General features: G+C 71.4%; 14 protein-coding genes. 4 read left to right on the top strand and 10 right to left on the bottom strand.

Features of this window, described 5'->3' with window-relative positions; translation table 11 throughout:
* Window positions 1-2 precede the first annotated feature (2 nt).
* Together ACE3Q8_RS03160 and ACE3Q8_RS03155 are read right to left on the bottom strand one after the other, a co-directional pair.
* Window positions 3-2,009: a TonB-dependent receptor gene (locus tag ACE3Q8_RS03160; protein ID WP_374468785.1), complete on the bottom strand. Its 2,007-nt coding sequence runs from the start codon at window positions 2,007-2,009 to the stop codon at window positions 3-5.
* Between the two features lie 30 nt (window positions 2,010-2,039).
* Window positions 2,040-3,407 (bottom strand): family 43 glycosylhydrolase, encoded by a 1,368-nt coding sequence (locus tag ACE3Q8_RS03155; RefSeq protein WP_374468784.1) that lies wholly within the window; start codon window positions 3,405-3,407, stop codon window positions 2,040-2,042.
* A 61-nt stretch (window positions 3,408-3,468) separates the two neighbouring features.
* Here ACE3Q8_RS03155 and ACE3Q8_RS03150 point away from each other — a divergent pair, with 61 nt between their 5' ends.
* Together ACE3Q8_RS03150 and ACE3Q8_RS03145 are read left to right on the top strand one after the other, a co-directional pair.
* On the top strand, window positions 3,469-4,230 hold the full coding sequence (locus tag ACE3Q8_RS03150) for an SDR family oxidoreductase (RefSeq protein WP_374468783.1): 762 nt from the start codon (window positions 3,469-3,471) through the stop codon (window positions 4,228-4,230).
* Between the two features lie 199 nt (window positions 4,231-4,429).
* Complete coding sequence (locus ACE3Q8_RS03145) at window positions 4,430-4,699, top strand: hypothetical protein (RefSeq protein ID WP_374468782.1); 270 nt, start codon at window positions 4,430-4,432, stop codon at window positions 4,697-4,699.
* Window positions 4,700-4,747: 48 nt separating this feature from the next.
* Here the strand turns inward: ACE3Q8_RS03145 and ACE3Q8_RS03140 are convergent, their stop codons facing one another.
* Genes ACE3Q8_RS03140 through ACE3Q8_RS03125 form a run of 4 tightly spaced genes read right to left on the bottom strand, consistent with a single transcriptional unit; the run spans window position 4,748 to window position 9,666 of the window.
* A complete protein-coding gene (locus ACE3Q8_RS03140) occupies window positions 4,748-6,037 on the bottom strand; it encodes an amidohydrolase family protein (RefSeq protein WP_374468781.1) in 1,290 nt (429 codons plus the stop codon).
* Between the two features lie 60 nt (window positions 6,038-6,097).
* Window positions 6,098-6,913 (bottom strand): crotonase/enoyl-CoA hydratase family protein, encoded by an 816-nt coding sequence (locus tag ACE3Q8_RS03135; protein WP_374468780.1) that lies wholly within the window; start codon window positions 6,911-6,913, stop codon window positions 6,098-6,100.
* 9 nt (window positions 6,914-6,922) lie between these two features.
* Window positions 6,923-7,816 (bottom strand): glutathione S-transferase family protein, encoded by an 894-nt coding sequence (locus ACE3Q8_RS03130; RefSeq protein ID WP_374468779.1) that lies wholly within the window; start codon window positions 7,814-7,816, stop codon window positions 6,923-6,925.
* Window positions 7,816-9,666 (bottom strand): AMP-binding protein, encoded by a 1,851-nt coding sequence (locus ACE3Q8_RS03125; protein ID WP_374468778.1) that lies wholly within the window; start codon window positions 9,664-9,666, stop codon window positions 7,816-7,818. Before ACE3Q8_RS03125 ends, ACE3Q8_RS03130 begins: the two co-directional genes overlap by 1 nt.
* Window positions 9,667-9,844: 178 nt before the next feature.
* Here ACE3Q8_RS03125 and ACE3Q8_RS03120 point away from each other — a divergent pair, with 178 nt between their 5' ends.
* Window positions 9,845-10,240 (top strand): cupin domain-containing protein, encoded by a 396-nt coding sequence (locus ACE3Q8_RS03120; protein WP_374468777.1) that lies wholly within the window; start codon window positions 9,845-9,847, stop codon window positions 10,238-10,240.
* Between the two features lie 3 nt (window positions 10,241-10,243).
* Here ACE3Q8_RS03120 and ACE3Q8_RS03115 read toward each other — a convergent pair whose 3' ends face one another.
* The 3 genes from ACE3Q8_RS03115 to ACE3Q8_RS03105 are packed head-to-tail and all read right to left on the bottom strand — an operon-like array spanning window position 10,244 to window position 12,648.
* Window positions 10,244-10,879 (bottom strand): glutathione S-transferase family protein, encoded by a 636-nt coding sequence (locus tag ACE3Q8_RS03115; RefSeq protein ID WP_374468776.1) that lies wholly within the window; start codon window positions 10,877-10,879, stop codon window positions 10,244-10,246.
* A 2-nt stretch (window positions 10,880-10,881) separates the two neighbouring features.
* Complete coding sequence (locus ACE3Q8_RS03110) at window positions 10,882-11,679, bottom strand: enoyl-CoA hydratase/isomerase family protein (RefSeq protein ID WP_374468775.1); 798 nt, start codon at window positions 11,677-11,679, stop codon at window positions 10,882-10,884.
* A 3-nt stretch (window positions 11,680-11,682) separates the two neighbouring features.
* Complete coding sequence (locus ACE3Q8_RS03105; RefSeq protein ID WP_374468774.1) at window positions 11,683-12,648, bottom strand: alpha/beta fold hydrolase; 966 nt, start codon at window positions 12,646-12,648, stop codon at window positions 11,683-11,685.
* 119 nt (window positions 12,649-12,767) lie between these two features.
* Between ACE3Q8_RS03105 and ACE3Q8_RS03100 the strand changes: the two genes are divergently transcribed.
* Window positions 12,768-13,535 carry an SDR family NAD(P)-dependent oxidoreductase gene (locus ACE3Q8_RS03100; protein WP_374468773.1) on the top strand — a complete coding sequence of 256 codons (768 nt, stop codon included), beginning with the start codon at window positions 12,768-12,770 and terminating at the stop codon, window positions 13,533-13,535.
* 24 nt (window positions 13,536-13,559) lie between these two features.
* On the opposite strand, the gene ACE3Q8_RS03095 is transcribed toward ACE3Q8_RS03100, so the two are convergent.
* Window positions 13,560-14,066: a hypothetical protein gene (locus ACE3Q8_RS03095; protein ID WP_374468772.1), complete on the bottom strand. Its 507-nt coding sequence runs from the start codon at window positions 14,064-14,066 to the stop codon at window positions 13,560-13,562.
* Window positions 14,067-14,132: the final 66 nt, after the last annotated feature.

Genomic DNA, 14,132 nt, shown 5'->3' with positions numbered 1-14,132 from the left:
GCCTAGCGCCGGAGCGAGAAGCCGACCCGGACCGTGCGCGGCGCGGAGAAGCTCTCCACGCCGTCCGCCGTCTCGCCCACCTCCAGCTCCTCGTCCAGGAGGTTCTCGGCGGCGAGATAGATCTCGCTGTCACGGCCCAGCCGGAACCCCGCCCGGAGGTCCACCTGCACGCCGGCTCCCAGCTTGCGGGTGTTCAGGTCGTCCTCCCAGCGGGCGCTCTCGTACCGGACGTCGGCGGTGAGGCTGACCCGTTGCGTCGGCTGCCAGTCCAGGCCGGCGGTGGCGGTGAGCTTCGGCGTCTGGGCGGGACGCTTGCCGGTGAGCTGGGGCGCGGCCGAGCCGCCGTCCACCTCGGCGTCGGTGTAGGACCAGGCGGTCCGCCAGCCGAACGCCGGCCCGAGCTCGCCTGCGCCCTCGGACTCCACGCCCCAGGCCGTGATCTCGCCGGCGTTGCGCCGCTGGCGAAGCACGCCCCCGGCCGGCACGAAGCCCGCCGTCGGGAAGGTCCCCGGCCCGATCCCGATGGTGACGTTGGTGATCGGGTCCTCGATGCGGTTGTAGAAGGCGGTGGTGCTCCAGCGGATCGCGCCGTCCCCGCCGAAGCCCGCCTCAACCCCCTGCAGGGTCTCAGGCTTCAGCCCCGGATTGGCTTCGGTGATGTCATTGCCGACCCGAAAGGGCCGGTGCAGCTCGTTCAGCGTCGGCGGGCGGAACCCCCCGTAGGCGGCGGCCCGCACCCAGACCGCGCGGTTGATCTCGTAGCGCACCCCCAGCCGGGCCGTGGGTGTGGTCCCCGACGCGTCCGGCGTGGTCTGGTCGAGCAGCAGGGCATTGGTCGCGAGGTCCCATTCCTGGCGGGTGGCGTCGTAGGACTTCCAGCCGTCCACCCGCACCCCGCCGGTGACCAGCCAGGGGCCGCGGTCGAGGGCCGTCTCGACATAGGCGCCGCCCACGAGGGTCTTGCCGCCGGCCAGCCGACCACGCGTGAAGGCGCCGTTCATGTAGCGGAAGCGTTCGCGCGCCTCGCCGTCCGTGAGGCGGACGTCGGCGCCGGCCTCCCAGGCGATGTCACCCCACAGCCCCTGCAGAGCGGCGTTCAGGCCATAGCCCACCGCCGGCGTCGCATACTGGTCGTTTGCTGGCGTGGTGGTCGCCCGCCCGGCAGCCACGGCCACCGAGCTGTTCTTCAGGTCGCTGGTCCGCACCCAGCCCTGCAGCCGCCAGCCGCCGACGCCCTGCTCGGGCGCCCGGGCGAGGGTCAGCGCCGCCGAGCCGCCGGAGGCGATCGATCGCGCGCCTGCGAGCCCCGCCCCGCGCCGCTCCTCGAAGGCCGACAGCCGCGCTGCCGCCTGCACCCCACCCACCTGCCGCTGCGCGCGAACGGAGAATGCGACGTCGTCCAGCGTCAGCGGCCGGTCCGCGGCGCCCCTGGCCGCGCCCCGCACCGGCACATAGCCGTCGGTGCTCTCGGCGCTGGCCGTCACCAGCACACCCGGCCCGCCGCCGGACGCGGCGATGCGGTAGCTGTCCCGCTCCCCGGCCGAAACGTCGAAAGCGGCGAGCCCCGGGCCGGCCCCGCGCTCCTGCAGGGCCACGACACCGGTCAGCGCCCCGGCCCCATAGGGTCCCGCCCCCGCGCCGCGGACGACGGTGGCGCCGTCGAGGCCCTCGGGCGGCAGCGCGCTCCAGATCACCCAGCCACCGAACGGATCGTTCTGCGGCGCCCCGTCCAGGGTCACCAGCGCCCGCCCCGCGCCCGAGGGCGCGATCGAGCGCAGCGACAGCCCCTGCGTCGTGGGGTTCGCCGCCACACTGGTCGTCCGCCGGAAGAGCGAGACGCCCGGCGCACGCTTCAGCGCCTCGTCCAGCCGTGGCGTGGTCTCGAGGATCTCCGGGCCGATCTGCACGGCGCTGAAGGCAGCTTCACCGCCCAGCGGGTTCAGCCGCGGGGCGCGGACGACGACGACTTCGACTTCGGCGGGCGGCGGCGGAGGGGGGAGTTCGGCCATGGGGGCGCAGGGCTAAACAGGTGTTCGACCCTAGGCAACCCTGCGCAGCGGCCGGGCCTCCAGCCGCACCGTCCCGTCCTCGAACACCAGGCCGGCGGTCAGCAGCGCGCGGAACACCTTGTAGCCCATCTGCCCGGGCTTGAACGCGTGCAGGAACAGCCGCGGCCGGCCGTCCGGCCCGGGCGCCACCGAGACGTGCCCAGGGCCCCACCAGTCGCGGCTCGACCTCAGGAACGGCTCGCGCTGCTTCACGAACGGCCCGAAGGGCGTCGGCGCCACGGCCACGCCAACGCCGTACTGCGCGGTTGAGAAGTCGTTGCCCGAATAGAACATCCAGTAGTGGCCGTTGGCCTCGGTGATCCACATGCCCTCGATGAGGTGCGCCTCCCAGGGCAGGTCGTTGCACAGCACCGCCACCCGCTCGCCGACCAGGCACGAGCCGTCGGCCGCCAGCCGCTGGGCGTAGACCGTGGTGGTCAGCGCCTCGAGGATCGTGTCGGCGGACGGCCCGACCTGGCTGCGCAGTCGCGTCAGCCTCTCGCGAAAGCCTGCGAAGTCCTCGGTCACCGCCTCGATCAGGAGCTGGCGCAGGCAGAACTGCTCCATCGGCCCCAGCGTCTCGGACCAGACATGCAGCGCGCGCGCCATCTCGCCGGTCACCTGGTCCTCGGCCCGGGGGAACAGCGCTGGCAGGAGATCCGGCCGTTCGTAGAGGAGCCGGCCGAGCGGGCCCGGCCAGTGGCCGTTGCTGTCGGACTTCCAGTAGAGGATCGGACCGGCCGGATCGGGCAGGATGTGGGCGTCGATCACGTCCCCGCCGATCAGCGGCGCTTCAGGCAGGCTGAAGGGCCCTGCAGGCGAGGTCGCCTTGGCGAGGCCGATCGCTAGCTCGCCGTTGGTCTGCCGCGCGGTGAAGCACAGCCAGACTTCGCGGCCGACCCGGTGCATCTCCGGCGCCCAGTAGTCGCTGCCCACGCCGTCCACGGCCCACTCCGGCTTCCGCCCTTCCGGGAAGACGAAGCCCGCCGGCTCCCAGGCCAGCAGGTCGCGCGATGTAAGCAGCGGAAAGCTCTGGGGCGCGTCGTTGGAGGTGACCGCCATCCACCACCGGCCGCCGTCCCGCAGCACCGAGGGGTCGCCGTAGCCGTAGAGGATCTCCGGGGTCAGGTTCTCGGTGATCAGCGGCTCGAGCCGCGGGTCCGGCCCATCGAACGCCACCGGCCGCCGGGCCAGCGGCAGGCGGCAGCCGTAGTCCTGGGCGAAGCGGGCGAAGAGATCCTGGTAGGCGGCCTGGGTCGGCCCGGCGAGCACGTAGTCACGCGCTCCGGCGCCGTCGCGCCGGACCCGCACGGTCCTGGCCCCAGCGGGGCCTCCGCTGACCTCGATCTCGAACCCCACGCCGACACTCCTTGCCGCCCGCATCTCTAGCGGCGGCCCAGGATCGCGGCTATCGAGGCGCATGGCCACAGGCACAGGGAAGGTCGCTATCGTCACCGGCGCGGGTTCCGGTATCGGCCGCGCCGTGGCGCTCGCCCTGCTGGACGCCGGCTGGTCGGTGAGCCTTGCCGGCCGGCGCGCGGAGGCGCTGGAGGAGACCCGCTCGCTCGCCGGCGAGGCTGCGGACTGGGCCATGCCCGTCCCCGCCGACGTGACGGACCCGGAGGCTGTGGGCCGCCTCTTCGACTCCACCCGCGCCCGGTTCGGCCGGCTCGACCTGTTGTTCAACAACGCCGGGACGGGCGCGCCGCCCGTTCTACTCGAGGACCTGCCGCTGGAGGCGTGGAAGCGGGTGGTGGAGGTCAACCTCACCGCCGCCTTCCTCTGCACTCAGGCGGCGTTCCGGCTGATGAAGGCCCAGGACCCACGCGGCGGCCGGATCATCAACAACGGCTCGATCTCGGCGCATGCGCCGCGGCCCCGCTCGGTCGCCTACACCGCCACCAAGCACGCGATCACCGGCCTGACCCGCTCCACCTCCCTCGACGGCCGCGCCTATGACATCGCCTGCGGCCAGATCGACATCGGCAACGCCGGCACCGAGATGACCCGGTCGATGGCCAAGGGCGTGCCGCAGGCGGACGGCTCCATCGCGCCGGAGCCGGTGATGGACGTGAAGGCCGTGGCCGACGCGGTGCTCTACATGGCGGGCCTGCCGCTGGAGGCGAACGTTCAGTCCATGACGGTCATGGCCACCAAGATGCCGTTCGTCGGCCGGGGCTGACCTGCCCAGCCCTTGGGCGCCCTGCCCGCTTGCGCTGCACCGCCACACGAATTTCATGCTGCGGCGCAATGTGATCATTGATCATCAAGCCGCGCCGGGGCATGGAGGCCTCAGGCGCAAGGCCACGTCAGTTCCGGCCACGCCTGCCGAGGAACGCCGCGAAAGGGGTTGGACACAACCTCAATCCGGAACCGAACCTATGATCCGCATCCTGACCCTCGCCGCCGCCGCGACCCTCGCCATCGCGGCGCCGGCCAGCGCCAAGTCGATTCGCATCTCCACCAGCGGCAAGTCTGTCGAGCAGGTGCAGGCGGAAGTGACGAAGGCGGCCCGCAGCCTGTGCCTGCGCGAGACGATCGGCGCGAGCTTCCCGGCCGACGCGCACCGCACCTGCGTCAAGCACACCGTCTCCAGCACCCTGAGCCAGATGGCGGCGAAGCCGGCCGCCACCCAACTCGCCACGCGCTAGCGAGCGCGGCTCGGCGAAGACCGCCGCTCTCCGGGGGGCGGGCGGCGGTCACTCCGATCCAGGCGCCTTCACAAGCCGGCCGCCCTGGATCACGCCCTCCACGCGCTCCAGCACGCGGATGTCGGCCAGCGGGTCGCCGCGCACGGCGATCATGTCGCCGAACCGGCCCAGGCTCAGCGCCCCCACGTTGCGGCTCTCGCCCAGCAGCTCGGCGGCCACGGTGGTGGCCGACTGGATCGCCTGCATCGGCGTCATGCCCCACCGGACCATGTAGGCGAACTGCCGGGCGTTCAGGCCGTGCGGATAGACCCCGGCGTCGGTGCCGTAGCTGATCTTCACACCGGCCCGTACCGCCTTCCGGAAGCCACGCCGCTGGATCTCGGTGGTCTCCAGGTTCTTACGCAGGTACTCGGCCGGCCAGCCGTCCTTGCGGCCTACCTCGTCGATGTAGTCGCCGTTGTAGACGTCCATGTCGAGGAAGACGCCGCGCGCCTTGGCGAGCGCGATCCCCTCCTCGTCGATGAGCGAGGCGTGCTCGATGGATCGGGCCCCGGCCCGGATCGCCGCCTTGATGCCCTCGGCCCCGTGGGCGTGGATCGCGCAGTAGCCGCCGCGCAGCTTCGCCTCGTCGCAGGCGGCCCTCATCTCGGCCTCGGTGAGTTCGAGCTGTCCGGGCTCGCTGCCCATGGCCAGCACCGCGCCGGTGCCGATCACCTTGGTGAAGTCAGCGCCCTGCTGATAGAGGTAACGGACCTTTTCCCGCGCCTCCTCCGGCCCCCTCACCTCCCCCAGGCGAAAGTCGCGGGGGACCTCGACGTCCGGGGACATGCCGGTCACCGCCCCGCCGCCGCCCGGCACGGTGATGTAGGCGCCGGCCACCTTCATCCGCGGCCCCTCGACCCATCCGGCGGCGATCGCGTCACGCAGGGCGACGTCGTTCAGGCCCCGGTAGACGCCCACGTCGCGCACACTGGTGAAGCCGGCGTGCAGGGTGAGCCGCGCCGCCTCCGCGCCTTTGAGCACCGACTCGGCCGCCGAGTGCTTCAGGGCGTCGGCCGGATCGCTGTTGCCGGCGAAACCGTCGGCGATGTGGGTGTGCATGTCGATCAGGCCGGGCAGCACGGTGTAGGCTGACCAGTCGATCACCTTGCCGTCCGCAGGCGCCGACCCGAACGGCCCGACCGCCGCCACGCGCCCGTCGACGACCTTTATAAGCTGGTCCGTCAGGACGCGGCCGGCCTCAGGCTCCACCAGCCGCCCAGCGCGGACGTAGACGGTCTCCGCCTGGGCGACGCCCGCCGCCAGGACCGCCGCCAAGGCGAGCGCCAACACCTTCATGGACTTCCCCTCCGCCCCTGCAAGCCTAGCCATGCGCAGGCGGCCGGGAAAGTGGCGGGGCTAGTCGGCGAAGGCCGGCACGCGCTTCTGCATGTTGGCCATCACCGCCTCCACCTGGTTCGCCGAGCCGATCAGCGCCACCTGCTCGCGGGTCTCCTCCAGGAAAATCTCGGAGATGTCGGCGTCCGACTGGGCGAGGTTCAGCAGGCGCTTGCCGGCGCGTATGGCGTGTGGGTTCTTGGCCGCGATCTCGCGCGCCAGGGCCAGGGCTTCCTCGCGCGGGTCGGCGCAGACGCGGGTGGCCAGCCCCATCTGCAGGGCCTCCTCGCCCGAGAAGATGCGGCCGCTCCAGGTCAGCTCGCGGGCGACGTCGTCGCGGATCAGCCCGCGCATCAGCACGATGCCCGCCATGTCGGGCACCAGGCCCCACTTGATCTCCAGCACCGCCAGCTTGGCGTCGGCGGTGACGAACCGCAGGTCTGCGCCCAGCGCGAGCTGGAAGCCGCCGCCGAACGCCACCCCGTGCACCGCTGCGATCACCGGCACGGGGATCTCGCGCCAGACGTAGCAGGCCTGCTGCGCGCGGTTGGCTCCGGCCGACGTGCGGCCCTTCACAAGCTCGTCGACGCTGCGCTCGCCCCCCTTGCGCTCGCCGGACGCCATCTGGGCGAAGTTGCCCATGTCGAGGCCGGCGCAGAACGCCCGGCCCTCGCCCGACAGCACCACCGCGCGAACGTCCGCCTGCGACTTCAGCCGCTCGCCGGTCTGCACGAGAGCCTCGAACATGGCGTTGTCGAGGGCGTTCATCTTGTCGGCGCGTACCAGGCGGACGTCGGCGACGCCGTCCTGGATGTCCACGGTCACGCGGTCGTTCATCAGAGCCTCCTAGGTCCGGGCCAGCACATAGCCGGCGCGCGGGAAATGCACATGGATCAGGCCGAGGTCGCCGGCCTCTCGGGCCAGGGTCACCCGCGTCGGCGTGAGCCCCGCGAGACGCCCCGAGACCGGGTCGCGGCCGTAGTCGTCGGCCTGGACGGTCACGTGGTCTCCGGCCCGCAGGCGGGACGGGTCGTCGGCTGCGACCGCGGCCGGCCGCGGCTGAGCGCCACGGGCGACCTCCAGCGCTTCGGCGGTCGTCATCTCCTCGCGGCGACCATGGCCGAACGCCAGCATCCGCTCGCGCCAGGCGCCCAGCCGCTCCAGCCCCTCCAGCAGGTCGGGCGCGGCGCCCCCCGCCCACCACACAGGCATCCAGGCGGCGACGTCGGCCAGCGAGGGCCGCTCGCCGCCCAGGAACGGCGCTGCGGTCAGCGCCTGGTCCACCCAGGCGGCGTAGGCCAGCCACTGCGCCCGCGCGAACGGTTCGGCGGCGCGCATCGCCTGCACGTCAAAGGGGCGTCCCGACAGCTTCTCCCGGTCCTCGATGAAGGCGCGCGGGACGGCGTCGCCGATCCGGGCGAAGACCACCGCCACGCTCGCCTGGAACCACTGGCGGTCGGCGAACATGTTCACGGCCCAGTCCGCGCCCTGGATCATCCTGGGGGCGGGGCAGCGCGCCTCGATCTCCTCCAGGATGGCCTGGCTGTCGCAGAACACGTCCGCGCCGACCTGCAGCACCGGAATGCGGCGATAGCCGCCGGTCAGCGGGATCAGCTCGGGCTTGGGCATGATCACCGGCTGGATCACCGAACGCCACGCCAGGCTCTTCACCCCCAGCATCGCCCGCACCTTCTCCGAGAAGGGCGAGGTGTCGTAGTGGTGCAGGATCAGCTCGGCCATCAGACGACCACGACGCCCGGCCCCGGCGGCTCGGCGTAGAGCGCGTCAACCAGCGCGTGGCGGCGCTCGAGCGTCGCGCGCTGATTCACATAGCCCTTGTCGGTGATCTCGCCGGCGTCGATCGAAGGCGGCTCGGCCATGACGGTGAACCGGCCGATCCGCCGGGACGAGCCGCCCGAGCCGGCGTTGAACGCGGCGATCCGCTCGCGCAGCACGGCCACCAGCTTGGGCAGTGGATCGTCGCCGAGCGTGGCGAGCCCGGCCGGCGAGGGCCAGATCAGGGCGCCGGCGAACGGCTTGTCCTGGCCGGTCAGCACCATGTCGAACACATACGGACTGCACGCGGCCACCAGGTCGGGGCGCAGCGTGCCGACCGAAACCCAGGTGCCGGAATCCAGCTTGAAGTCCTCGGTCACCCGGCCGTCGAACACCAGGCCCTGCGTGGGATCCTCGGGATCGAGGAAGCGGCAGGCGTCGCCCAGTTTGTAGAAGCCCTCCTCGTCGAAGGCGGCCGCCGTCTTCTCCGGATCGTTGTGGTAGCCGCTGGTGACCGTCGGCCCCTTCACCCGCACCTCCAGCTTGGAGCCGTTCGGCACGAGCTTGAGCGTGATGCCGGGCAGCGGCAGCCCGATCAGGCCCACCCGCTCGGTGATCCAGTGCACCACCGTGATCCCCTGCGTCTCGGTGGCGCCGTACATGGTGGTCAGCGGGATCCGGTGGCCGGTCTCGGCGATGGCGAGCGCCTGCATCCGCTCGTAGATGTCGTTGGAGAGGGTCGCCCCGCCGTAGCCCATGTAGCGCAGGTTCCTGAAGAAGCTGCGCCGGAGCGCCGCATCGCGCTCCATGGCTTCGGCCAGCATGCCGAACGCCACCGGCGCGGAGCCGAACACCATGGGCGAGACCTCGTAGAGGTTCTTGATGGTGGTCTCGAACATCCCCGGGACCGGCTTGCCCTCATCCAGGTGCAGGGTCCCGCCGCCCCAGAGATTGCCGTTGAAGGCGATGTTTCCGGCCGAGATGTGGCTCCAGGGCATCCAGTCCAGCGCCTGCGGGACCACGTCCGGATCGGCCTCCTCCGCGCGCAGCCCCTCCTGTCCCGCGATGACGCCGGCGAACATGCCGTGGGTCTGCGGCACACCCTTGGGCATGCCGGTGGAGCCGGAGGTGAACAGGTACTTGGCCACTGTTTCGTGGTTCAGCCGCTCGCGCGCGGCCTCCACCGCCGGCGTGGGCTCGGTCCGGGTGAGCTCGGCGAGTGGGATGGTTCCGCTCCCACCATCAACGCTGATGAAGAAGAGCTCCGGATCCTGCGCCTTCAGGGTTTCGATGGCGCGGGCGAACATCTCGCTCGACTGCACGAACACCGCCTTCGGCCGGACGGTGGCGAAGCAGTGCTTCAGCTTGGCGTGGTCCGAAGAGATCAGGCTGTAGGCCGGACTGATCGGCGCCACCGGGACGCCGGCCGTGTAGCAGCCCAGCATGATGAGGGCGTGCTCCACAGAGTTGGCGGACAGGACCATCACGCTGTCGGCGCCGGTCAGGCCACGGTCCAGCAGCCACTGCGCGATGCCGTCCGCCGCCCGCTTGGCCTCGCCGTAGGTGACGCCCTGCCAGGGCCCGTGGCCTGGAGCGCGTTGCAGGATGTAGGGCCTGTCGGGATGCTGCGCGGCGCGCTCGGCCAGCAGGTGGGCGATGGAGCGGGGTCCGTCGCCAGGCGCGTGGTTCGAACGGATCAGCACCGTCCCGTCGGCCCGGCGCTCCACCGAGACGTCCGGCGCCTTCTGCGGCAGGGGCTTGAACGGCGGCGGCTCGGCGCGCACCGGCGGCGCGGCGTCTTCCACAAGGCTCATGGTTTCCTCCCCGTGTCGTCCGGGCTTTGCCGAAACCCTAGGCCTTTGGCGCCCGCCCGCAAGCACGCCGCCACGTCACCTGCCGCGACGGCAAGGGATCGATTTGACGGGATCGTCGTTGCGGGCGCGCGGGGGCGGCACCACATCAAGCGCCACAGTTTTGCATCGGAGAACAGGAATGAAGGGCTTCGTCGACGACATCGAGAAACTGACCACCGAGAACGACGACTTCCGGCGGGTGCTCTACACGGGCAAGTACCTGCAGCTCGTCCTGATGACACTGAAGCCCGGCGAGGAGATCGGCGAGGAGGTGCACGAGGATCACGACCAGTTCTTCCGGATCGAGGACGGCAGGGGCCAGGTCTTCATCGATGGCCAGCCCACGGACATCGAGGACGACGACGCCGTGATCGTGCCGGCCGGCGCGCGCCACAACGTGGTCAACACCGGCGACCGCCCGCTGAAGCTCTACACCCTCTATGGCCCGCCCGAGCACCGGGACGGCGTGGTCCGCGCCACCAAGAAGGAAGCCGACGAGAAGGAAGAGCACTTCGACGGCAAGACCAGCGAATAGCCCTCAGGCGCGGAGCGCCTCCGCCAGGTCCATCTTCTGCGCCGCCTTCGCGGCCAGGAAGGCGGGCCGGGCGGAGAGGCGCTCCCAATAGTCCGCCACCGCTGGCGAGAAGTGTTCGGACAGCTTCAGGTGCCGCGCCAGCAGCAGGGCGTAACCTACGGAAATATCGGCCGCCGTGAACCGGCCCGCGCACAGCCAGTCCCCTTGCTCCAGGGCACGGTCCACATGTCGCAACCGGCTCAGGAACCAGCGCGCATAGTCCTCGGCCGCCGCGTCCGCCCGCCCCTTTTCGAAGGTCCCGTAACGGAGCACGAGCGTCTGCGGGAAGGTCAGGGTCGCCTCCCCGAAGTGCAGCCAGTTCAGCCACGCGCCAAAGGCCGTATCGTCCGCTGCGAGGGCCAGTTCGTTCGGGCCGTAGCGGGTGACCAGATACTGCACGATGGCTGCGCTCTCGGTCATGAAGGTCTCGCCGTCGCGCATCGCCGGGATGGTGCCCAGCGGGTTCACCTCCAGGTACTCCGGGGCCCGCGCCCTGGGCGGGAACGGCAGCAGGTGCAGCTCGTAGTCGAGTCCCAGCTCCTCCAGCGCCCACAGCGGCCGGAACGAGCGCGCGTCCGGGCAGTGCCAAAGTTCGATCATCCTCACCCCTCGCGCCGCGAATAGACCGGCCGGCGCTTTTCCAAGAACGCCTTCACCCCTTCGCCGAAGTCGCCGTCGGCGCTGGCCAGGATCTGGTTCCGGTCCTCCATGGCGATGGCGGCCTCGAGGCCGCCGGCGTCGATGGCGTGGTTCAGCGCCTCCTTGGTGAGCCGCAGGCCCAGCGGCGTCGCGTGCAGCATGTCGTCCACGAAGCCCTGCGCCGTCCCCGCCAGCTCCTGCGCCGGCACGATCTGGCTGACCAGGCCCAGCTCGTGCGCCCGTTCGGCCGTGATGAAGCGGCCGGTCAGCATGTATTCGGCGGCGACCGAACTCCCCACCATGCGCGGCAGGAAATAGCTCACCCCGATGTCGCACGCCGACAGGCCGATGCGGATGAAGGCCGCGTTCATGCGCGTCGTGGGCGTGGCGATACGGATGTCCGAGGCCAGGGCCAGCGCGAACCCGCCGCCGGCCGCCGCACCGTTCACGCAGGCCACGATCGGTTGCGGGCAGCGGCGCATGGCGATGACGATCTCGCTGATCCTCCGCTGTGCGGTCAGGCCGGCGCCGATGGAGCGGTCTCCCTGCGGTTCGGCGCGCTCCTTCAGGTCGAGGCCGGCGCAGAAGGCGTCGCCTGCTCCCTGCAGCACCACCACCCGCACGTCGCGCCGCCAGTAGAGGTCGACGAAAAAGGCCCGCAGGTCTTCCACGAGGTTCCGCGACAGCGCGTTCAGCCGCTCGGGCCGGTTGAGGGTCGCCCAGACGACCTCGCCGTCCTGTCGGAGCTCCAGGTCCGCCATGCTCTACAGCCCCTTCAGCCAGTCGAGCAGCAGGGGCGTCACCTCTTCCGGCCGCTCCTGCTGCGTCCAGTGTCCGCAACCCTCCAGCACGTGCACGCCGCGCAGGTCGGTGGCGTGCTCGCGCATCAGGGCGCCCGGGTCGGGGATACGGCCGAAGCCATTGAAGGCCGGATCCTTCGTGCCGCCGATCAGCAGGCTGGGCTGCTCGATCTGCCGGTCCCTGAAGCCCTGCAGCCACTCGAAGTCACGCTCGTGGTTGCGGTAGCGGTTGATGGGGCCGCGGAAGCCGCTCTCGCGGAACTCCGAGACGTAGTAGTCGAGCTCGTTCTCGGTCAGCCAGCCGGGGAACGGGTCGGGATCGACCATCCCCTCCAGCAAGGTGGCGCCCGCCGGCTTCTGCGGCCACGAGCCCTCCGGCGCGTCGCCCGAGATCCCGTAGTAGAACTTGCGCAGGAAGCCGCGCACGTCCGCTTCCGCCTCGGCTTCCGGCGGCCCGACTTTCTGAAACCAGGCCTGGTAGAAGAAGCGGTCCTTCTTCGTGAACAGGGCGTTGAAGATCTCCGTGAACGGCCGCGCGGGCACGCCGGTGTAGGGCACCGACAGCCCGGCCACCGCCGACACCGCGCCGGGCCGGGTCAGGGCGGTGTTCCAGACGATGGGCGCGCCCCAGTCGTGGCCGATCAGGATCGCGGGCCCCTCCGGCTGCAGCGCCTTCGCCACCCCGGCGACGTCGGCCGTCAGGTGCTCCATGGCGTAGGCCTCGATCGGGTGCGGCTTGTCCGAGCCGCCATAGCCGCGCACATCGATCGCGCAGGCGGTGTAGCCCGCCTTGGCGATCGGTCCGATCTGGTGGCGCCAGGAGAACCAGCTCTCGGGGAAGCCGTGGACCATCAGGACCAGCGGCCCCTCGCCTTCCACGGCGCAGCGGATCCGGACCTCGCCGGCGTCGACCGTGCGGAATTCTGGCATGGGCGTCTCCCTCGCCGTCATGCTTCTCCCGCGCCGCCCGCCGCGCAAGCCTGCCCCGGCGTCACCGTTGACCCATGGCCCGTCCGGCGCATCGTTCGCCCTTCGGTTGGGAGGACGTCATGGCCCTGTCACGCTCGGTCCGCGGGCTCACCGCCCTGATCACAGGCGCCGGCTCCGGCATGGGCCGCGCCACCGCAGAGGTCTTCGCCCGGGAGGGGGCGAACGTCGCCGTCACCGACCTGTCGGCGGACGCCGCCTGGCAGACCGCCGACGCCCTGCAACGCGACGGCTTGCCGGCCGAGGCCTGGGCGTTGGACGTCGCCGATCCGCAGGCCATCGAGACGGTGGTCCAGGCGGCCGTGGCCCGGTTCGGCGGCCTCGACATCCTGGTCAACAACGCCGGGATCTCGGCCTTCGCCGCGGTGGACTCCCCCACCTACGACCAGGTGTGGGATCGCGCCTTCGCGGTGCTGCTCACCGCGCACCAACGGCTGGTGCGCAGCGCCCTGCCGCACCTGCGCGCCTCGAAGCACCCGCGGATCGTCAACATCGCCTCGACCGAGGCGCTGGGAGCCACCGCCCGCGACAGTCCCTACGCGGCCGCCAAGGCGGGGGTGACCGGCCTCACCCGCGCGCTCGCGGTCGAGCTCGGCAAGGAAGGTATCACGGTGAACTGCATCTGCCCGGGCCCGATCCTCACCGGCATGACGGCGGAGGTGCCGGAAGCCGACCGGCAGGCCTTCGCCAACCGCCGGACGGCCCTGCGCCGCTACGGCGACCCGGAAGAGGTGGCGCACATGACGCTCAGTCTCTGCCTTCCATCCGCCTCCTACATCACCGGCGCGGTGATCCCGGTCGACGGCGGGCTGATGGCCCGCAACGCCTGAGCCCTCGGGCCTAGGACCCGATGATCACTGCGAGGCTGCGGGCGCCGCCGCAGGCGCCAGCGGCGGCTTCTGGACGCCCTCATCGCGATCGCAGCGCGAGTCGCGTTCCTTAGCCTCTAGAGCCGTGGCGATCAGCTTCAGCGGCCGGCCGGGCATGCCGGTGGAGATGACCACGTTCAGGTGCCGACGGCCGGCGACGTTGCACCAGGTTTCGCGGGTGGCGAACTGGCCCGGGTCCCAGCGGGTCTTGGCAGGCGTGAACCGCTCGCGGCGGTCGGCCACCGCCTTCAGCACAGCTTCCCGCACCACCGCCGGCTCGCCTTCGGAGACGGCGACGGTGCAGGCGTTCGGGTCTCTCTCGCGGGTGATCTCGATCTCGCCGGCGCGGATGGAATCCACCGGCGCGCCCTCGATCACCGCGTCCAGACAGGCGCGCATGGCCGACGCCGCCTCCTGGGCGGGTTCGGCGGCGGCGGGGCCGGTGAGCGAGGCGGCGGCCAGGGCGAGCGCGCCCGCCAGCAGAACTTTCAACGGGAGACCTCCTGCGGAAATGCACGTTGAGATGTCCTGCCAAACGTGGCGCCCTGAGGGCAGCCG

The sequence above is a fragment of the Phenylobacterium sp. genome, from assembly GCF_041913825.1.
Lineage (GTDB): Bacteria > Pseudomonadota > Alphaproteobacteria > Caulobacterales > Caulobacteraceae > Phenylobacterium.
The sequence above is the reverse complement of the archived record's forward strand: the minus strand, read 5'-3'. Positions and strand labels throughout refer to the sequence as shown.